This is a genomic window from Microbacterium sp. C23T, from assembly GCF_053345975.1.
The window spans coordinates 79930-99053 of record NZ_JBKFBD010000008.1 but is presented as its reverse complement, the minus strand read 5'-3'; the positions used below and the strand labels follow the sequence as shown (position 1 = coordinate 99053).

Annotated in this window: 19 protein-coding genes; 8 read left to right on the top strand and 11 right to left on the bottom strand. The window is 70.7% G+C overall.

The window, feature by feature from the left end; genetic code table 11:
- Positions 1–6: 6 nt before the first annotated feature.
- On the bottom strand, positions 7–1266 hold the full coding sequence (locus ACLBXX_RS06515; protein WP_447657362.1) for an MFS transporter: 1260 nt from the start codon (positions 1264–1266) through the stop codon (positions 7–9).
- Between the two features lie 111 nt (positions 1267–1377).
- Here ACLBXX_RS06515 and ACLBXX_RS06510 point away from each other — a divergent pair, with 111 nt between their 5' ends.
- A complete protein-coding gene (locus tag ACLBXX_RS06510) occupies positions 1378–2049 on the top strand; it encodes a FadR/GntR family transcriptional regulator (protein ID WP_447657361.1) in 672 nt (223 codons plus the stop codon).
- A 28-nt stretch (positions 2050–2077) separates the two neighbouring features.
- Here ACLBXX_RS06510 and ACLBXX_RS06505 read toward each other — a convergent pair whose 3' ends face one another.
- Positions 2078–2989, bottom strand: coding sequence for a LysR family transcriptional regulator (locus ACLBXX_RS06505; protein ID WP_447657360.1), 912 nt, complete (start codon positions 2987–2989; stop codon positions 2078–2080).
- Positions 2990–3062: 73 nt separating this feature from the next.
- Between ACLBXX_RS06505 and ACLBXX_RS06500 the strand changes: the two genes are divergently transcribed.
- Positions 3063–3980, top strand: a complete 918-nt coding sequence (locus ACLBXX_RS06500) for an EamA family transporter (RefSeq protein ID WP_447657359.1) — start codon at positions 3063–3065, stop codon at positions 3978–3980.
- On the opposite strand, the gene ACLBXX_RS06495 is transcribed toward ACLBXX_RS06500, so the two are convergent.
- A complete protein-coding gene (locus ACLBXX_RS06495) occupies positions 3977–5221 on the bottom strand; it encodes a DUF222 domain-containing protein (protein WP_447657389.1) in 1245 nt (414 codons plus the stop codon). The two genes, ACLBXX_RS06500 and ACLBXX_RS06495, sit on opposite strands and share 4 nt — an antisense overlap.
- Before the next feature lie 369 nt (positions 5222–5590).
- On the opposite strand from ACLBXX_RS06495, the gene ACLBXX_RS06490 reads away from it, so the two are divergent.
- From ACLBXX_RS06490 to ACLBXX_RS06480, 3 genes are all read left to right on the top strand, one after another.
- Entirely contained in the window at positions 5591–7108 is a 1518-nt protein-coding gene (locus ACLBXX_RS06490) for an MATE family efflux transporter (RefSeq protein WP_447657358.1), read from the top strand.
- Positions 7109–7274: 166 nt separating this feature from the next.
- A complete protein-coding gene (locus ACLBXX_RS06485) occupies positions 7275–7814 on the top strand; it encodes a hypothetical protein (protein ID WP_447657357.1) in 540 nt (179 codons plus the stop codon).
- A gap of 55 nt (positions 7815–7869) precedes the next feature.
- Positions 7870–9120 carry an alpha/beta fold hydrolase gene (locus ACLBXX_RS06480; RefSeq protein WP_447657356.1) on the top strand — a complete coding sequence of 417 codons (1251 nt, stop codon included), beginning with the start codon at positions 7870–7872 and terminating at the stop codon, positions 9118–9120.
- A 66-nt stretch (positions 9121–9186) separates the two neighbouring features.
- Here the strand turns inward: ACLBXX_RS06480 and ACLBXX_RS06475 are convergent, their stop codons facing one another.
- From ACLBXX_RS06475 to ACLBXX_RS06460, 4 genes are all read right to left on the bottom strand, one after another.
- Positions 9187–10629: a DUF1254 domain-containing protein gene (locus ACLBXX_RS06475; RefSeq protein ID WP_447657355.1), complete on the bottom strand. Its 1443-nt coding sequence runs from the start codon at positions 10627–10629 to the stop codon at positions 9187–9189.
- A gap of 141 nt (positions 10630–10770) precedes the next feature.
- Positions 10771–13053, bottom strand: a complete 2283-nt coding sequence (locus ACLBXX_RS06470; protein WP_447657354.1) for an esterase-like activity of phytase family protein — start codon at positions 13051–13053, stop codon at positions 10771–10773.
- A 164-nt stretch (positions 13054–13217) separates the two neighbouring features.
- A complete protein-coding gene (locus tag ACLBXX_RS06465; RefSeq protein ID WP_447657353.1) occupies positions 13218–13694 on the bottom strand; it encodes an ATP-dependent endonuclease in 477 nt (158 codons plus the stop codon).
- A complete protein-coding gene (locus ACLBXX_RS06460; protein ID WP_447657352.1) occupies positions 13691–14578 on the bottom strand; it encodes a LysR family transcriptional regulator in 888 nt (295 codons plus the stop codon). Before ACLBXX_RS06460 ends, ACLBXX_RS06465 begins: the two co-directional genes overlap by 4 nt.
- Before the next feature lie 112 nt (positions 14579–14690).
- Between ACLBXX_RS06460 and ACLBXX_RS06455 the strand changes: the two genes are divergently transcribed.
- Positions 14691–15626, top strand: coding sequence for an aldo/keto reductase (locus ACLBXX_RS06455; protein WP_447657351.1), 936 nt, complete (start codon positions 14691–14693; stop codon positions 15624–15626).
- Positions 15627–15729: 103 nt separating this feature from the next.
- Here ACLBXX_RS06455 and ACLBXX_RS06450 read toward each other — a convergent pair whose 3' ends face one another.
- Entirely contained in the window at positions 15730–16542 is an 813-nt protein-coding gene (locus tag ACLBXX_RS06450) for a shikimate 5-dehydrogenase (protein ID WP_447657350.1), read from the bottom strand.
- A 96-nt stretch (positions 16543–16638) separates the two neighbouring features.
- Between ACLBXX_RS06450 and ACLBXX_RS06445 the strand changes: the two genes are divergently transcribed.
- Positions 16639–17094, top strand: coding sequence for a GyrI-like domain-containing protein (locus ACLBXX_RS06445; RefSeq protein ID WP_447657349.1), 456 nt, complete (start codon positions 16639–16641; stop codon positions 17092–17094).
- Between the two features lie 57 nt (positions 17095–17151).
- Here ACLBXX_RS06445 and ACLBXX_RS06440 read toward each other — a convergent pair whose 3' ends face one another.
- Both ACLBXX_RS06440 and ACLBXX_RS06435 read right to left on the bottom strand, forming a co-directional pair.
- A complete protein-coding gene (locus tag ACLBXX_RS06440; RefSeq protein ID WP_447657348.1) occupies positions 17152–17418 on the bottom strand; it encodes a hypothetical protein in 267 nt (88 codons plus the stop codon).
- Positions 17415–17837 (bottom strand): DJ-1/PfpI family protein, encoded by a 423-nt coding sequence (locus ACLBXX_RS06435; protein WP_447657347.1) that lies wholly within the window; start codon positions 17835–17837, stop codon positions 17415–17417. Before ACLBXX_RS06435 ends, ACLBXX_RS06440 begins: the two co-directional genes overlap by 4 nt.
- Positions 17838–17955: 118 nt before the next feature.
- Between ACLBXX_RS06435 and ACLBXX_RS06430 the strand changes: the two genes are divergently transcribed.
- Entirely contained in the window at positions 17956–18855 is a 900-nt protein-coding gene (locus ACLBXX_RS06430) for a LysR family transcriptional regulator (RefSeq protein WP_447657346.1), read from the top strand.
- A gap of 63 nt (positions 18856–18918) precedes the next feature.
- On the opposite strand, the gene ACLBXX_RS06425 is transcribed toward ACLBXX_RS06430, so the two are convergent.
- On the bottom strand, positions 18919–19098 hold the full coding sequence (locus tag ACLBXX_RS06425; RefSeq protein WP_310286763.1) for a CsbD family protein: 180 nt from the start codon (positions 19096–19098) through the stop codon (positions 18919–18921).
- Positions 19099–19124 lie beyond the last annotated feature (26 nt).

The following is a 19124-nucleotide window of genomic DNA, read 5'->3' as shown; positions in this document are numbered from 1 at the left end:
CGGCGTTCAGCGCCGACCCGCCGGCACGCCATCGGATGCTGCTGTCGAGGCATCCGTCGCCTCCTCGGTCCGCCCGCGGGACGTGACGTCGGTGCGTTCACGCACGAAGAGCGAGCAGACGAGCGCCGCCGCGATGACGCCGGCCAGCACCACGAACACTGCCTGCGGGTTCGCATGGTCGGCGAGCACCCCGAGAAGCGGTGTCAGCAGCCCGCCGAGCGCGGTCGCCATGCCGAGGGTCACCCCGCTCGCGGTGCCGAGGTGCCGCGGCAGGTAGGCGTGCGACAGCGTGACGTGCAGGGCGAACGGGAGGAACAGCGCCCAGCCGAGCACGCCGGCCAGCACGATCGCCGTGATCTCGCCGGACGCGAAGACGTAGCCCACCGCCGATGCCGTGGCCAGGGCGTAGCCGAGGACGATCATTCGCACGCGTCCGAATCGGTCGGCGAAGAACCCGCCGACGAGAGTGCCGAGCGCGGCTGCGAGCGAGAACACGGTCAGCGCGACCGTGCCGATCTCTGCGGTCGTGCCGAACCGGTCCATCACGTCCAGCGCCACGAAGGACCGAGCGCCCACATAGGCGATCGACCACAGGCTGACGATCAGCAGCAGCCACGCGAACCTCCCCCACAGATCGCGGGGAGGAATGGATGCCGCGTCCTCGGCTCTGCTCGCGGAGGCGGCCGAGAGCGGAGCTGTGGCGCGGCGATTCAGCACCAGGTAGATCGCGGCCACCGCGATCGTGGGGATGAGCAGCAGCGGCGTCGCCTGGAGGCCGAGAATGCCGACGGTGAGGCCGACACCGATCGGTGCGATCGCCGCGCCGACGTTGCCGCCCACCGAGAAGATGCTCATGGACCGGTTGGTGCCGCCACCCGCTTCCTTGGCGGCGACGGTCGCTGCCGGGTGATACCCGGCGACGCCCAGCCCCGAGAGCGAGATGACGAGCCATGTGAGCCAGTAGTTCGCCGAGGTCAGGCCGGCGAGGGCGATGCCCAGTGCCGCGACCAGGAGGCCGATCACGACCAGTGGTCGCAGCGAGAACCGGTCGGTGAGCCACCCGAAGACCGGCTGGAAGATGCTCGACAGCGCGGTCGCGGCGAGGGTCAGCCCGGCGACCGCGGCGTAGTCGTAGTGCTGTTCGACCACGAAGTACGGGAGCAGGGCAGCCGCGGCGCCGGTCTGGAAGTCGTTCATCACGTGAGTGCCGACGAGCGACCAGAAGCGCGCGCGCCGGCGTACGGAGGTGGTGGGAGGAGAAGTCATGCGAGCACTCTACTCCTCAGACAAGTCGACAAGTAAAGTCGAACAACAAGAGGGGCAGGCTAAGCTCACGATGTGTTCGTCCGCCGCCCGTCTGACAACCGGAGGATCTGAATGGCCCCGATCGTCCATCGCGCACCGCTCGCGGCGCAGGCGGCGGAGGTGCTGCTCGGGCGCATTCGCGATGGCGAGTTCGCGCTGGGCCAGCGGCTGCCGGGCGAGACGACGCTCGCCGCCCAGCTGGGCGTGGGGCGCTCCACGATCCGTGAGGCCATCCGCGAGCTCGCCGGCAAGGGTGTGCTCGACTCGCGCCAGGGTGCCGGAGTCTTCGTCACCGCGCTCGATGTCACCGACGACTGGGACACGGTGCTTCGACGCGCCTCGATCACGACCGTCCTCGAGGCGCGCATCGCCATCGAAGCGGAGGCCGCCGCGCTCGCCGCCGAGCGGCGCACACCGGCGCAGCTGCGTGCGATGCGGGCCGCGCTCGCGGCGCGCGCGACGGCCGATCCCGCGCCGGAGCCGCATGTCGATGTCGACACCGCGCTGCACCGGCTCATCGTCGCGGCCTCCGGGAACGAGGTGCTTCTCGAGCTCTTCGACGGATTCACGCCGCGCGTGCGCAGTGCGATGGTCGACATGCTCAAGATCCGTCCGACGGCTTCGCATGAGGCCGATCAGGCCGCCCATGCCGCCGTCGTCGACGCGATCGCCGACCGTGACGCCCGGCGGGCTGCCGAGCTCAGCCGCGCGCACCTCAACACGCTGAAATTCGCCTTCGCCTGAGCTGGGGATGTGCTCGGGTCGGCCCGGGTCACATCGCGCGCGCGTGCTCCACGATTGCGTCGAGCGCCGCGCGCAGGGCGGGGGAATCCTCCTGGGTGCGGCGATGCACCGCGAGGACGTCGCGCGTCGACGCCGGTTCGACGGTCGGGATCGCGATCAGGTCGGGCCCGAGCTCGCCACGGCCGAGCCGGGGCACCAGTGCCACCGCGCGGCCCGCGCGCGCCAGCTCGAGGTGGTTCTGGAACTCCATCGACTCGTGCACGATGCGCGGGGCGTTCGGGACGCCGTCGAAGAGCCGGCGCAGCCACTGGCGGCAGATCGTCGCCTCGAACGTCGCGACCCACGTCTCCCCCGCCAGCTCTTCGGGATGCAGCACCGTGCGGCCCGCGAGCGGATGGTCGCGATGCAGGATGACGTCGGCGACGTCTGTGAACAGCGGTGTCGAGACGAGGTGATCGGGCATCGCCAGGGCGACGCCGCCCCAGCGGTGCACGATGCCGAGGTCGCGCTGGCCCGACGCCACGAGCGCGATCGTCTCCCACGGCTCGCTCTCGCGCAGGGGCAGAGCGAGTTCGGGATGCCGCTCGGCGAGCGAGGTCAGCACCGGAATGACCACGCCCCGCACGACGGTCGAGAAGGCGGCGAGCCGGACTTCGCCCACCACCCGATCGTCGGGCCCCGCGGTGAGCTGGAGATCGGCGCGGAGTCGTTCGAGGTCGGCGAGGATCGGCGTCGATGCGACGACGAGGCGCGTGCCGGCGTCCGTGAGGATGACTCCGCGGCCGGCGCGTTCGAGGAGGGCGACGCCGGTCTCACGTTCGAGGCGCTTGACCTGCTGCGACACCGCGGACGGCGTGTACCCGAGACTCGTCGCCGCTGCGACCACGCTGCCCTGCGTGGCGACCGCGCGAAGCGACTGCACGGCTTCGAGATCGATCATGAAGCAACGCTACATCGTTTCATGGCAAAAGCATCGCTGGTGCTTCATCCCGCGATGGGATGAAGTGAGAGTCGTGAAGAGAAGCGACATGATGCTCGCCGCGGCCGTGGCATCCCTCTGGGGGTTCAACTTCGTCGTGATCGACTGGGGGATGACAGGCGTGCCGCCGCTGCTGTTCGTCGCGATCCGCTTCCTGGTGGTCGCGCTCGCGGTGTTCGTGGTTCCGCGGCCCCGCACCTCGTGGCGTACCGTCATCGGCGTCGGCCTGTTCATGAGCCTCGGGCAGTTCGGGCTCCTGTACACGTCGATGGCGCTGGGGCTGCAGCCGGGGCTCGCCGCGCTCGTGCTGCAGGCGCAGGCGGTGTTCACGATCCTCATCGCCGCCGCCGTGCTGCGGGAGCGCCCGACCGTGCCGCAGATCGCCGGGATCGGATTGGGCATCGTCGGTCTCGCGATCGTGGCGGCCGGTCGCGGTGGCGACGCTCCCGCGCTCGCGGTGGCGCTGGCTCTCGCCGCGGCATTCTCATGGGGGATCGGGAACGTGATCTCCCGCCGCGCCGGGGTGGTCAGCGGTCCCGGGCGTCTGGGGTCGCTGTCGCTCACGGTGTGGTCGGCGCTCGTGGTGCCCGTTCCGGCGTTGATGCTGTCGTTCGTGGTCGAGGGTCCGGAGGCGATCGCCTCGGGTATCGCCGCATTCGGCTGGCAGTCCCTGCTGTCGACGCTCTACACCGCTGTGCTGTGCACGATCATCGGCTACTCGATCTGGAACGGCCTCCTGGCCCGGAACCCCTCTGCGGCCGTCGTGCCGTGGGTGCTGCTCGCCCCCGTGGTCGCGATGACGTCGGCCGCGCTGCTGCTCGGGCAGATCCCCACGGCCGCCGAGATCATCGGCGGCATGCTCCTGGTCGGAGGTGTGCTCGTCACAGGACTGCGTCGCGTGTCGATTCGCGGGCTTCGTGGAACGGATGCTGCGACCCGGCGGTCCGGCTAGAAGGGTGGCGCGTCGGGGGACTCAGGCGGATCGTCGACGGGGAAGAGCCAGGGTTCGCGCATCATGCGGCGTACCCGGTCAGCGGTGTGGTCCGAGGTGAATCTCACGACCGGTTCGGGGCGGTCGGTGTGTCTGCGGCCGGTCGGGCTGGTCCACACCATGACGCCGGGCGAGATCTGCTCGACAGTCCACGCCGTGACGCCCTTCAGGGTGTGGTGGCCACGGCAGAGGTGGGCGAGGTTCGCGTGGTGGGTGGGTCCGCCTTCGGCGGCGGGGATGGTGTGGTCGATGTCGCAGCGCCAGACGGGGCGACGGCAGCCCGGGAAGCGGCAGTGCTCATCACGGGCCGCGAGGAACCGGTTCAGCGCGGGTCCGGGTCGATAGCGGTCGACGGCCAGGACGCTGCCCGTGACCGGGGAGGTCATCACGCGTTCCCAGCCGGTGGCGCGGGCGGCGAGGACCCGAGCGGTGTCGGTATCGATCGGGCCGTACCCGGCAAGCAGCACCGGCTCGGCGGATGCGCCGGTCATCGTGAGCACCGGGATGGTGACCTGCACGGTGGCGCGGATGGCGTCGAGGCCGGTCCCGGCGACGCAGTCCTCGGGTCCGGCGGTGAGCAGGGTGTCGGTGAAGATGTCGACGCGGAGCTGGTCCATCGTGCGCTCGTCGACTTCGGCCGCCTCGCCGACGCTTTCGTCGTCACCCTCGCCCGTGCCCCGCGCGGCGATGACCGAACGTGCCTGCTGGGTGAGGCGATCCTCGATGCCGTGCGCCAGCGTCGCCGGCAGGATCGCCGTCAGCGCGGCCATGTCGTCCGGCAGGTCGACGACTTCGATGCGGCGCCCGACTGCGGCCTCCTCGTGGCGCTCCTTCAGGGTGCGCTCGAGGAATCGTTCGGCGATCACCCGGAGCACCGGGGCCAGGCGTCCCGCGGTCAGGTTCGCGGCGCGTTCGAGCGCCAGCCTGACGAACTCGGCGCGCGCGGTGTCGTCGACGATCGGGGCGCCGGCGTCGTGGATCACCGAGAGGTGCTGCCGAGAGATCTCTCCGCGCTCGAGGGCCTCCACCCCGCCGGCGAAACGGGCACACAAGTCGGCCGCTTCCGACAGCAGTCGGTTCACGCTCCACTCCGACACCTGGGTCGACGTCGCCAGGTCGGCGACCAGTGCCCGGCGGTCGAGTTCCGCCCGCCGCGACCGATCCGGGGTCGCCCCCGTCGGTGCCGGGGTCGGGAATCGCAGACATGAGGCTCGCAGTCAGGATGAGGTGGGGCGAGATTCCCGCGCATCACTCGCGGTCTGCCTCAACACCTGCCCGCGGCGGAAACCGCTCCAGTCGACGCCCTGAACGGGCCGATCCTATCTTCGAATCTCTGATCGATATTCTAGCGCAAAGGAGCCTGTCGTGGCACCGCAAATAAGAACAAATATGTGAATCATTCACCCCACGCGCCACTGTCCGATCAGGCCGGGTTTTGCGCAAGATCCAGAATTGGGGATGGTGCTCCCGAATCGATTCGATACACTGGCCTCTGCCACTCGGCACCTCTCCGTCGCCTGCGGGCGCGGCATCCGTCCCCCTCCTCGCCTTCTCGTTCGAGAGCCGCCCTCATGACCACCGCCCTGACGACGGGCCGCCCTTGGCGCGTCATCCTCCTGTTCTCCGTCCCGCTGCTGATCGGCAACGTGGTGCAGCAGCTGTACCACTTCGTCGATGCCGTCGTCGTGGGGCGCCAGCTCGGCGTCGATGCGCTGGCCGCGGTGGGAGCGACGGGCAGCATGCTGTTCCTGCTGCTGGGGTTCGCGTGGGGTCTCACGTCGGGCTTCGCGATCCCGACCGCGCAGGCGTTCGGGGCGCGCGACTATGCGGCGGTGCGCCGTTCCGTCGCGGCGGGCACGATCCTCACGGGCATCTGCACCCTCCTGCTCACCGTCGGCGCACCGCTGCTGACGGCGCCGCTGCTCGAGCTGCTGCAGACCCCTGCCGAGCTCATGGACGACGCCATCGTCTTCGCCCAGATCAGCTTCCTCGGTGCGGGCGCGATGATGTTCTTCAACTACCTGTCGGCGATCATCCGCGCCATCGGCGACTCGCGCACGCCGCTCGTCTTCCTCACGCTCGCCTGCGTGCTCAACGTCGTGCTCGTCATCGTCATGGTCGGCCCGCTCGGCTGGGGCGTGGGCGGCGCGGCGCTCGCGACGGTGGTGTCGCAGGCGATCTCGGTGCTGCTCTGCCTCGAGTTCGTACGGCGACGGATGCCGGTGCTCCACGTCCGCCGCAGCGACTGGCGTGTCAGCCGGGCCGAGCTCGCGGAGCACCTCCGCCTCGGTCTGCCGATGGGCTTCCAGGCCTCGATCATCGCGATCGGAACCCTCTCGGTGCAGGTCGCGCTGAACGAGCTGGGCGCGGACGCGGTCGCCGCGTACACCGCGGCATCCCGGGTCGACGGTCTCGCCGTCGCCCTCCTGCAGTCGCTCGGCCTCGCCGTGTCGATGTTCGTCGCGCAGAACCACGGCGGCGGCCGGCCCGACCGCATCCGCCGCGGCGTGATCGAGGCGACGTGGATGTCGGTGGGCGCGGCCATCGTGCTCGGTGCCCTGCTCATCGCCTTCGGCGCGATGACGGTGCGCCTGTTCATCGACGAAGGCTCGGCCGAGGTCGTGGACCTCGCCGCGCAGATGCTCGCCATCAACGGCGCGACCTACTGGATCCTCGGCATCCTGTTCGTCCTCCGCGGCGCTCTGCAGGGACTCGGCCACACCCTCATCCCCACCGTGACCGGCGTGATCGAGCTCGTCATGCGCGTCGGTGCGGCCGTCGTGCTGGGCAGCATCTTCGGCTTCATCGGCGTCGCGGCGAGCAACCCGCTCGCGTGGCTCGGCGCCGTGGTCGTGCTCGTGCCCGCGTACATCCACGCGCACCGTCAGCTCGCCAAGGCGCCGATCGCCCCGATGGAGGCCACGCTCACGACCCCGATCCCGGTCATCGGACCCACCGACGGCTCGATGGTCGTCGACGCGATCGTCACGCAGCCCATCGTGCTGCCGGCCGTCGCCCAGGGCGCGACCCGGCGACCGCGGCGGTTCCGGTTCGTGCCGTCGCGCGACAAGAGGCGCACGCGCGGCTGATCCGGCGCCACCGGTCGCCGCTGTCTCGCCGAGACCGGGGCCTGGCGCCGAGACAAGGGCCGACACCATGGGTCTCGCGGCGGATCCCCGGTCTCGACGGGGCGTTCGGACCTGGAACGGATGCTGTACCCCGGCGTGGGCGGCCGGGCCTCAGTAGAGTGCGGCCATGACGGGCGCTTACCCGCGGGACCTCGCCGTCATCGCGGCGGTCTTCGGCCTGGCCTCGCTGCTGTGGGCGACGTGGGCGCAGGAGCATCCGCCGCGCGGCTGGTGGTGGCGAGCGGTGCTCGGCCTCGGGAGCTTCGCGGGGATCGCGCTCGCGGTGCTCGGCACGGTCCTCCTCGCGCGGCTGTGGGCGACACCGACCGCGATCGAGCCGGGAACCACGGCGTTCGTCGTGTACGTCGTCGTCTTCTGGGTCGAGCTCGCGTTCGCGGTGGTGCTCGCGATCCTCGCGGTCCGCGGGGGATGGTCCGACTTCGCCTCGCCCGCCCTCCTCGCGTTCGTCGGCCTCGACCTCGTCGTCCTCGCGCCGGCGCTGCACCAGCCGTTCCTCTTCGTGCCGGCGGTGCTGCTGGTCGGCGTCGCCGGGTGGGCGCTGTTCGCGCCGTCGGATGACGTCGCGCGCAGCTTCTGGTGCGGCATCCTCGGCGCGCCGGTCTTCCTCGTCGCAGGCGCGTGGGCGGCCCTCGCAGCCGCGGGCTGAGCCGGCTTCCGTCCGTCCCACGGTCGACGTCGGCGGTCGCGAATAGGCTCGTGCCATGTCCGTGACGACGCGCCGCATGCAGGATCTGACCATCGACGACCACTTCCTCACGGTCCCCCTGGTGTGGGGCGATCCGTCGGACGCCCGCACGATCGACATCCACGCGGCGGTGGTCACGCGAGAGGGCGGCGAGAGCCTGCCGTATCTGGTGTTCCTGCAGGGCGGGCCGGGGCACGAGGCGCCGCGCGCGTTCCACTCGCCGTCGGGGCCGTCGTGGCTCGACGCGGCGCTCGAGCACTACCGCGTCGTGCTGCTCGATCAGCGCGGCACGGGGCTCTCGACGCCCGTCGGCGACGACGATCTCGAGCGCGACGCGTCCGAGCTCGCCGAGTACATCACGCACCTGCGCGCCGACGCGATCGTGCGCGACGGCGAGGCGGTGCGGCAGCACCTCGGCGCCGAGCGGTGGAGCGTGCTGGGCCAGTCCTTCGGCGGGTTCACCACCCTGGCGTATCTCTCGACGGATGCTGCGTCCCTCGAGCACGTCTACATCACCGGCGGTCTGAGCGCCGTGGGCCGCCACCCCGACGACGTCTACGCCGTGACCTACGACAAGATGCGCGAAGAGTCGGAGAAGTACTACCGCCGCTTCCCCGCGCACCGCGACGCGATGCGGCGCGTGATCGACCTCGCGGTTGACGGCGAGCTCATCCTGCCCGGCGGGGAGGTGGCGTCGGTCTCACGGGTGCGCTCGGTGGGATCGGCGCTCGGCCTCAACGACGGGTGGCAGACGGTGTGGGGTCTGCTCGAACGCGACCCGCGATCGAACGCCTTCCGCCACGACCTCGCGGCCGCGATGCCGTTCGGCACCCGCAACCCGCTGTACTTCGTCTTTCACGAATCCAGCTACGCCGACGGCTACGCGACCCGCTGGTCGGCCGAGCGCACCGAGCCCGCAGACTTCCGCGAAGACCCGACGCTCTTCACCGGCGAGCACGTGCGCCGGGAGTGGCTCGACACGGTGCCCGGCTTCCAGCCGTGGCGCGACGTGACCCTCGCGCTCGCGGAGTTCGAGTGGCCGTCGCTCTACGACGCCGACGCGCTCGCCGCGTCCGACGCACGCGGTGCCACCGCCGTGTACGTCAACGACGTGTACGTGCCGTTCGAGTTCTCGATGGAGACGGCACGGCTCCTGCCCGGCGTCACGCCGTGGATCACGAGCGAGCACGAGCACAACGGTCTGCGCGGCGGCGGCGACGTGCTGTCGCGCCTCATCGACCTCGCGCACGGCCGCCGGGTGCGGTGAATCAGTGAGGGGACGGATGCCGCGGCCCGCAGCATCCGTCCCCTCACCGTCGCACGCGGCGCGAGCTCAGACCTCGCGAACGATCTCCGGCAGCTGCCACGTCTTGTCGAACCAGGGCTCCAGCGGGCCATAGAGCCGCACCACCGGGAACCACGATTTGCCGGGGAGCGTCGGGATCCAGTTCGACTCCTTGCCCTCGGGCGCGGTCGGCGAGAACCACAGCACATACGAACCGTCGTCCTCGGCCTGCACTGTGCCCGAAAGGCTCGCGAGCGCGGGGTACTCCGTGGACTGCAGGAGCGAGCGGGTCTGCGTGTCGTACAGGTCGACCGACCAGAAGTTCTTCGCCGGCGGGTCGGCGGGGATGCGCAGCGAGTACGTCGCGGAGCCGTCGAGCACGTGCCCCTCGCCGTCCTCGGCGGTGTAGGCGTAGGCCGAGCCGGCGCCCACCTGTGCGTGCGCCATCGCGGGCGTGATCACCGTGGCGAAGTAGTGGAACTGCGTGCGGGCATCGAGGTTGCGCGCGCCACCACGGAGGAACTCATAGCTGCCGCCGACGAACGCGTTCTTCCACGACGAGCCCTCCCAGAAGAAGGCGTCGGGGTCGCGCGGCTTGTAGACGAGCGCGCGCGAGATCGCGGCACCGAGGCGGGCGGCGTCATCGAGGATGCCGCGCCGGTGCTCGTCGGGGGCGAAGGGCGTGCCGTGCGCCAGCCCGATCGCCGCAAGGGTGCCTGCACGCTCAGGGTCGAGCGCCGTCTCCGGTTCCTCCTCGACGAGCTCGGCGATCTCCTCGAAGAACGAGAAGTCGTTGGCGTGCACGGTGTTCTGAAGCACGGCGGCGATGTTGAGGAAGGTGTTCTCCCGCGGTGACTCCGCTTCGGCCAGCGGATAGATCCGCGTCTGCTTCATCGCGGGAACGCCGCCGAGCGCTCGCAGGACCACCCAGTTGGTGTAGGTCGGCGACTCGTAGGTGAAGTAGCCCTCGGGGCGTTCGCCGTCGTAGCCGGGCGGCAGGAACAGATACTTCCCGCCGGCTCCCTTGTCGGGCCCCGCGAGGCCCATGTCGGCCACGTAGCGGAACCAGAAGTCGTCGACGACGCACAGCGACTGCGGTGGCGCCTCGATCACCGTCGGCCCCCACGCCTTGAGATCCAGGAACGTCGTGCCGTAGGTGGTCTCGGTGTTGGGCGTGAGGAACATGCTGCCCGAGTTCGCGCGCGGGTCGGTGAAGCCGATCTTGTCGGGAGCGTCGACGCCCGCGCTGCGCAGACCACGACGCATCGCGACGAGCGAGGCGCCGGGCACGGCGGTCAGGAACGCGTCGATGCCGCGCAGCAGATCGAGTGCGTCGTAGATCGACTGCACCGAGTCCGTCTTGGGTACTCCGTCGAAGAACTCGAAGTCTCCGAACGGCGTCTTCAGCAGGTCCGGTGTGGCGAGGTGGGTCACCTCCTCCGCAAGCTGCTCCTTCGTCAGTCCCGCTCCGGGGGTGCCTTCGATGGCCATACACGTCCCTTCGTCGCAGGCGCCGCCCCCCGGCGGCACCATCCTCCGCATTGTGCCAGGTGGCAATGTCGCACCGGAACGCACGGAGTGGGTGATGCCGCAGCATCACCCACTCCGTTCGTACGGTCGCCGCGCCCGAACTCAGCTCGCGAGCGTCACCGTGTCGATGGTCACCGCGGCGATGCCGGGGTGGTCGCTGAAGACGCCGTCCATGCCCGCGGCGACGAATGCGCGGATCTCGCCGTCCAGGTCGCCGTACGCGGCGGGGTCGATGCTGGAGCGGAAGTCGACGGGCAGGAACTGGTTCTCGGCGCGGAAGGTCCAGCCGTGCACCGTGAGCCCCGCGGCGTGCGCGTCGGCGATGACCGCGGTGGGCGTGCCCAGGCGGCCGTCGGCGGTGCGCGGGATCATGACGGACTTCTCGAGTCCCACGCCGTCGGCGTAGGTCGCGATCTCGGCGAGGCCCGCCGGCGTCACGAGGTCCTTGTAGGTGCGCGTGTCGCCCGCGAGCGTGAAGTCGTACGGACGACCCGACGCGTTCACGAGCTGGGCGAGCGTGACGTCGGTCATGCCGTCGAGCTCCCGCAGGTTGGCGGTCTCGAAGCTCTGCAGGATCACCGGCGCGTTCGCGCGGTCGAGTCCGTTCGCCTCGAGGGCCGCGACGAGCGGCTCCTCGAGCGACAGGCCGATCGAGTCGAAGTACGACGGATGCTTCGTCTCGGGGTACACGCCGACGGGCCGGCCGTCGCAGCTCACGGAGTGGCGAGCGAGGTCCATGACCTCGTCGAGCGTCGGGATGACGTAGAGCCCGTCGAACGCGGTGTTCGCGGGACGCGTCTGCGGCAGCCGCTCCTTCGCGCGGAGGGTGCGCAGCTCGGCGAACGTGAAGTCCTCCGTGAACCAGCCCGTCACCGAGGCGCCGTCGATGAGCTTCGTGGTCTTGCGCGCGGCGAACTCGGGGTGGGCCGCGACATCCGTCGTCCCGCCGATCTCGTTCTCGTGGCGCGCGACCAGAACGCCGTCCCTCGTCGAGACCACGTCGGGCTCGATGTAGTCGGCGCACTGGACGATCGCCGTCTCGTACGCCGCGAGCGTGTGCTCGGGGCGCGAGCCGCTCGCGCCCCGATGGCCGATGAGGCTGACCGTCGACGGCTCGATCTTCGTCTTGTCGAGGTCGATGATCGCGAACTCGGTGTCGTCGGGCGTTCCGGGGATGCGCGCGTCGTTGCCGGGGTAGTTGTTGTCGTTGCCGATGAGCAGGCTGCCGTCCTTCAGCTGCACGACGGTCTCGAACGACTGCACGGGCAGCGAGTAGATCTCGCCGGTGCCGTAGCCGTCGCCCGCGCCGATGCCGTGCGGGTTGGCGATGCGGAGCGCGTCGAGCACGAGCGTCTTCTCGAGGTAGCCCTCGGCGTCGGTGCGCCGCAGGTCGACCTGGTACACGCGCTTGGTGACGGCCTGCTCGCCCTCGAAGTCATCGCGCTCGATGAGCAGCAGCGCGCCGCCCCGGACGGTGAACGCGTCGCCGATGACGTTCGGCTCCTGATCGGTCTGGTAGCTCCACGTGCGGCCGGTGTAGGCGCCCGCGCGCGTGTCGAACTCGAGGATCTCCCGGCGGCGCAGGTCGCTGTCGTCCGCATACGAGCCTTCCACGACCGGATACAGGTAGCGCCCGTTCACCGACGCCGCGAGGGCCTCGAAGCCGCGGCTGGCGCGCACGCGCGGGGTCTCACCGGGCTGCAGGTACGGGTTCTGCGGCGACTTCGCGCCGTCGAGCGCGAACGGCTTCTCGAGCAGCGTGCCCTCGGCGTCGAAGTGCAGCAGGAACGGGCCGAACTCCTCGCCGACCCAGAACGTGCCGTCCTTGGCCTTGACGACCGACTCGATGTCGAAGTCGGCGCCGGTGAGGAGGCGCTCGGCGGTGCCGTCGTTCACGATCGGGAAGTCGAGCACGTGGTTGCGGTCGTTGTACGACACGAACCGCTCGATCCGGATCTCGCCGGCGCCACCGGCGGCCGTCTGCCACGCGGGACGCACGAGGTAGTTGCGCAGCAGGAAGTCGGCGGAGTTGCCCTTGGCGCCGAAGCCGTTGTCGGGCTGAGCCCAGAACGTGCCGTCGCCGTTGTCGATCGCGGCCGAGAAGCCGGGGATGACCTGCCCGTCCCACGGGCCGGTGCGCCCGTTGGCCGAGCTGGCCAGGGCACCCGACGCCGGACCCGGCTCGAGGTGATCGGCCGACAGGGTGGCCCGCGCGACGAGCGTCGGCACGTGCGTCTGCACGTACGGCGACTGCGAGTGGAGGGATGCGGCGGCGACCGGCTGTGCGTAGGCGGTCGTGGCGGGGAGGAGGGCGACGGCGGTGGCCGTCGCTGCTGCCGCGGCGAGAAGGCGCGGCAGGACGCGTCGTGTGGGGATTCGACTCATGCCTCGACGCAACCGGGGACGTTCGGCCGCGTGCTGACCGATCGCCGACCACTCCGCGACGGCCCGGTGAACGGGTGGCAAGCGGCGCGTGAGAACGATCTCACCGACGGAAGGACGATGGATGCTGCCGCACAACCCCTGATCAGGGCCCGATGCGGGCGCGGTCAGAGCGCGGCCAGCAGCGCCGCGAGCGGCGGCGGCACGCGATCGAGCGGCACCGCCTCCGCGAGCAGCCGGGCGTAGCGCGCCTTGTTGCCGCTGCGGCCCCCGAAGAAGCGCGCGAGCTGCGCGTCGACCGGACGTTCGCGCTGAAACGGCTGGCGCTGCAGACTCCGGAACGACTCGAGCTCGCCCTGCTCCGCGATCACCGCCTCGACGCGCGCGACGCCGAGAGCGCGCACGAACTCGGCCTCGAGGTCGGGGTCGCACACGAACACCGTGTCGAGCACGCGCTCGAAGTCGCCTCGCTCCCCCACATCGACGAGACCGACGACCGGCACGCCGACGAGCTCACCGGCCGCGCGGCGGGCGCCCTTGGAGCCGCCCACGACACGGATCTCCGGCATCCGCATCCCCATCCGCGCAGCGAGCGTCTCGAGAGCGATCCGATCGCTCTCGCCTTCGACGAGCACGACGGTCATGCGGCCTCGGCTTCGGCACGCTCCTCGTCGAGGATCTCGAGGAGGCGCGGCGCGAGCGAGGCGGTCCCCGCGATGAGGGTCGACACGATCCACTCCGGCGCGCCGGAGGGGACCGGCAGGGCGACGAGGCCCTTCGCCTGGGGCTTGTTGGCGACGTGCTGCGGCACTATCGCGACGCCGAGCCCGCGCACGACGAGGTCGAGCAGCGTGTGCACATCGTCGACGCTGCAGCGCACCCGCCGTTCGACGCCGTGCCGCTGGAACGCGTCGTCGTTGATCGTGCGCAGCGCCCACGCCGGCCGGAAGTCGACGAAGTCGGCGTCGCGGAGGTCCCTCCACCGCGACACCGGACGCTCAGCGAGCGGGTGGGCGGTCGGGACGATGAGCACGAGCGGGATCCGCGCGAGCTCCGCCACGGCGGGCACCGGCGCGGGGTCTGCGCTGGCGACGAAGGCGACGTCCAGCTCGCCGGCCGCGACATGGTCGACAAGCTGGTGCGATCCCGCCTGCACGAACTGGATGTCGACGGCGGGGTGGCGGCGATGGAACCGCTCGAGGAGCAGGTTCACGTCGAGGGCCCCCAGGCACTGCTCGGCGCCGATGCGCAGCGAGCCGGCGAGCTGGTGCGACGCGCGGACGACGGCGTCCCGTCCGGCGGCCGTCTGGGCGAGGATCTCGCGGGCGTGCGGCAGGAGCGCGAGCGCGGCCGGCGTCGGCTCGACCGAGCGCGTCGTCCTCTCGAAGAGCTTCGCGTCGAGCTCCTGCTCGAGCCGGCGGATCGCCGCCGACAGCCCGGACTGCGAGACCCGGCACCGCTCCGCGGCGCGGGTGAAATGCCGTTCCTCGGTGAGGGTGACCAGGTACTCCAACTGGCGATGCTCCATGGCATATCCATTCGCTGCGATTCTCAATCGCAGAATATACAGTTGTTGGACTTCTTTGTGGGCGGTGCCTAACGTGGACCCGGCAGTACTGACCCCACCCGAGAGCGGACCCATGAAGACCATCGAACTCACCGGCGTCGAGCGTCCGGCACCCAACGTGGTGCTCGGCCTCATGCGCATCCAGGACCTCGACGACGACGCCGTGCGCACGCTCATCCGCACCGCCCGCGACGCGGGGATCGACTTCTTCGACCACGCCGACATCTACGGCAGCTCGCTCCACGGCTGCGAGCTCCGCTTCGCCGAGGCGATGCGGCTCTCGTCCTCTGAGCGCGCGCAGATCACCATCCAGACCAAGGCCGGCATCGTCGGCGACGGGCCGTACTTCGACTTCTCGTACGAGCACATCGTCGAGTCGGTGGAGGGGTCGCTCCGCGCGCTCGGCACCGACTACATCGACATCCTGCTGCTGCACCGGCCCGACGCGCTGGTCGAGCCCGACGAGGTCGCCCGTGCGTTCGACGAGCTCGAGGCCGCGGGCAAGGTGCGGGCGTTCGGCGTCTCGAACCACACGCCGCGCCAGATCGACCTGCTGAAGAAGTCGGTGCGCCAGCCCATCGTCGCGAACCAGATCCAGTTGTCGATCACCCACTCCCCGACCATCGCGCAGGGCGTCGCCGCGAACATGCACGGTGAGGAGCAGTCCCTCACGCTCGACGGCGGCGGGATCATCGACTACTGCCGCCTGCACGACATCGCGGTGCAGGCCTGGTCGCCGTTCCAGGCGGGATTCTTCACCGGCGTGTTCCTCGACTCGCCTGACTACCCCGAACTCAACGCCGTGATCGACCGTCTCGCGAAGAAGTACGACGTGCCGCCGATCGCGATCGCGGTGGCGTGGATCACCCGCCATCCGGCGCGCATGCAGGTCGTGCTCGGCACGACGAGCCCTGAGCGTGTGAGCGGCGCCGCCGAGGGCTCCGACATCCCGCTCACCCGTGCCGAGTGGTACGAGCTGTTCCGGGCCGCGGGCTACCGCGTGCCCTGACCCGACGCCGGTCTCGTCGAGCCGAGGCGTTTCCGCCGAGACCGAGGGCGACGTCCTCGGTCTCGGCGGGAATCCCCTGGCTCGTGGTCGGGTGCGGGCCGGCCTACTGCCGCGAGAACTCCGAGGCGCGCTGGATCTGGTCGAGCGTCGGCGTGACGCCGGTGTACCGCTCGAACTGCCGGGCCGCCTGCAGCGCGATCACCTCGGCTCCCGTGATGACCGGGATGCCGCCGCTCCGCGCGGCCCGGATCAGCGGCGTCTCTGCGGGGTAGGCGACGACGTCGAACACGGTCTGAGCCGCGTCGACGTGCTCCTGTGAGAACGACAGGACGTCGGCGTCGGACCCGGCCATGCCGAGCGGGGTGACGTTGACCAGCACCGCGTGCCCGGGCGGCGGGTCGGTCGTGGTGCTGCGGTAGCCGTACTTCTCGGCGATCTGCGCGCCGGCCTCGGCGTTGCGCGCGACCACGGTGACGTGGTCGAAGCCCGCACCGCGGAACGCCGCGACGACCGCTTTCCCCATGCCGCCCGATCCGCGCACCAGCACAGGGAGTGCGGGGTCGACGGCGTGCCGCTCGAGAAGTTCGGCAACCGCCTCGTAGTCGGTGTTCGAGGCGATCAGGCGCCCGCCGTCGTTGACGATGGTGTTCACGGACTCGATCGCCGCGGCGGAGGGCTCGATCTCGTCGACGAGCGGGATCACGGCCTCTTTGAACGGCATCGACACCGAGCACCCGCGGATGCCGAGCGCCCGCACCCCGCCGATCGCGGCCTCGATGTCGTTCGTCGTGAACGCCTTGTAGATGAAGTTCAGCCCGAGCTCGTCGTAGAGGAAGTTGTGGAACCTCGTGCCGATGTTGGAGGGGCGCGCGGCAAGGGAGATGCAGAGGACCATGTCCTTGTTCAGAATGGGCACGGTGCCATTGTGCCCCGCCGCCGATGTCCGACCCCTGGACCACGATGCAGGAGGCGAGACGCACACGCCGCCCCGACCCTCGAAGGAGAGCACAGGATGACCGCCATCGAATACCGCCGGCTCGAGCCCGTCACCGTCTATGCGGCATCGGGCGTCGCCCCGGGCAGTGAGGGCGTTTCCGCCGTGGTCGACCGCATCCTGCCCCCGCTGCACGACGCCCTCGAGGCTGCCGGCGTCGAGTACCGCGAGCCCGGCACGTTCTGGTACGAGCCGCTCGACGGCGGCGACCTGCGCGTGTGGGTCTCGTGGATCGCGGGCGACGAGCCGGTGGAGGGCGACGGCTGGCAGGTCGTGGAGCTGCCCGCCGCCGAGCGCTCGGCCGTCACGACCTACCGGGGCGAGATGAGCGGCATCGGCGAGGCGTGGGGCGCGTTCATGCAGGCGGTCGCTGCAGACGGCGGCGAGTTCGACGGTCCGTGCCGCGAGGTGTACCTCCAGGCCGACGGCCCGCAGTCCACGTGGGTGACCGAGCTGCAGCAGCCCGTCGCCTGACCGTCGTGCAGACGCTGGACGGATGCCGCGGGCCGCGGCATCCGCCCAGCTCCGGCGTCAGCGAGCGGCGAGCACCTCGACGAGGCGCTGGGCCGTGGCCACGCTCGACTGCGGGTTCTGTCCGCTCACGAGCGAGCCGTCGGTGACGACGGTGACCGACCACGGCTCACCTGACGCGACGACGGCGCCGAGGTCGCGCAGCCGCGACTCGACGAAGTACGGCGAGGCGTCCCCCAGGCCGCCCTGGTGCTCCTCCTCGTCGGTGAAGACGGCGAGCCGGCGCCCCGAGAAGGCGAACGAGCCGTCCTCGCGCACCGCGCTCAAGAGGCCGGCCGGCCGTGGCAGAGCACGCCGACCACCGCGTCGCGGTCGACGGCGTCGACGAGGAGCCGTCCGAGGTCGGCATCGGTCGCGAGGTCCACCATCGGCCCGTGCCCGCCCGGCAGCGCGATCGCGTCGTACTCGCCGGTCGTCACGTCGGCGAGGGCGCGCGGGTGCGCGAGCAGGTCGCCGATCGATGCCAGGTAGGCGCGCAGTTCGTCGGCGGACTCCCCGCCGAGGCTGCCGGGGTCGACGGTGGGGCGCACGCCGTCCGGAGTCGCGATGTCGACCGTGTGACCCGCGGCGACGAGCCCACGGTGCAGCTCGACGAGCTCCTCCGCCCAGAATCCGGTCGGGTGCAGTGTGCCGTCGGTGAGCGCGATGGCGTCCGCGCCGGTGACCGCCATGAGTACGTGTGCCATGTCTTCTCCGTTCAGGTCGGCGACCCGTGCGAGCCGCTGCGGGAAGGAACGAGGCATCCATCGGCATCATTTCCTACCATGGTGTATAGCCATAGATTTCTTGATGAATGGATGCCCCATGCAAGAGCTCGACCTGCTGCACACGTTCCTCGAGGTGCACCGGGCGGGGTCGATCACCGCGGCCGCGGCGCGGCTGGGCGTCAGCCAGCCGTCGGTGAGCGAGCGGATCGGCCGGCTCGAGGGCGAGCTCGGCACGCCGCTGTTCACGCGCTCGGCCCGTGGGGTGACTCCGACCCCTGCGGGCGATGCCCTGGCGGTGCGCGTCGCCGGCCCGGTAGACCGCCTGCGCGAGGTCTGGGTCGCGCCAGTCTCGGGCCCGGTCGAGGCGGTGCGGATCGGCGGTGCGAGCGACGTCGTCGCATCGAGGGTCATCCCGGCCCTGGCGCCGCTCACGGGCGAGGGCGTGAGCCTCGCGTTCACGCTCGGTCTCGCGCAGGACCTGCTCGCGCACCTCGCGGACGGCGAACTCGACGTCGTGGTGTCGTCGGTGCGGACGCCGGTGCGCGGCATCCGCTATCGCGGTCTCGTGGACGAGGAGTTCGTGCTCGTGGGGGCGCCGACGCTCGCCCGGACGATCGACCGGGGGCGTCTCGCGGCCGACCCTGCCGCAGCGCTGCAGCACCTGCCTCTCGTGGCCTACGACACCGACCTGTCGATCGTGCGCAGATACTGGCGCAGTCAGTTCGGCCATCGACCTGCCAACCCCGTGGCCGTCACGGTGCCCGACCTGCGCGGTGTGCTCGCCGCCGTGGTGGCGGGCGCCGGCATCTCGGCGCTGCCCCGCTACCTGGCCGAGCCCGCCATCGGCCCCGGCACCGTCGAGGTGCTGCACCGCTCCGCCGAGGCGCCGATCAACACCCTGCACCTCGCGATCCGAGCCGCCGAACCCCCGACGCCCGCCACCGCCCGTGTCATCGACGCGCTGACGGAGCGGGCGCGCGAATGGGACGTCTTCTGACCGGTGCGCACGCACGACGATGCCCCGGGTCCGCCGGGAGCCCGGGGCATCGTCGTCGGCAGATCACCGGTCGTCGGTGAACGCGTCCTTGATGTCGTCGCCGGCCTTCTTCATCTTGGCGCTGGCCTGGTCGGCCACGCCCTCGGCCTGCAGCTTCTCGTTGTCGGTCGCGTCGCCGACCTTCTCCTTCACCTTGCCCTTCAGGTCTTCGGCATTGTGCTTGATGTCGTCATCCATACCCATGGGTGGATCCCCTTTCTTCGTGGTCT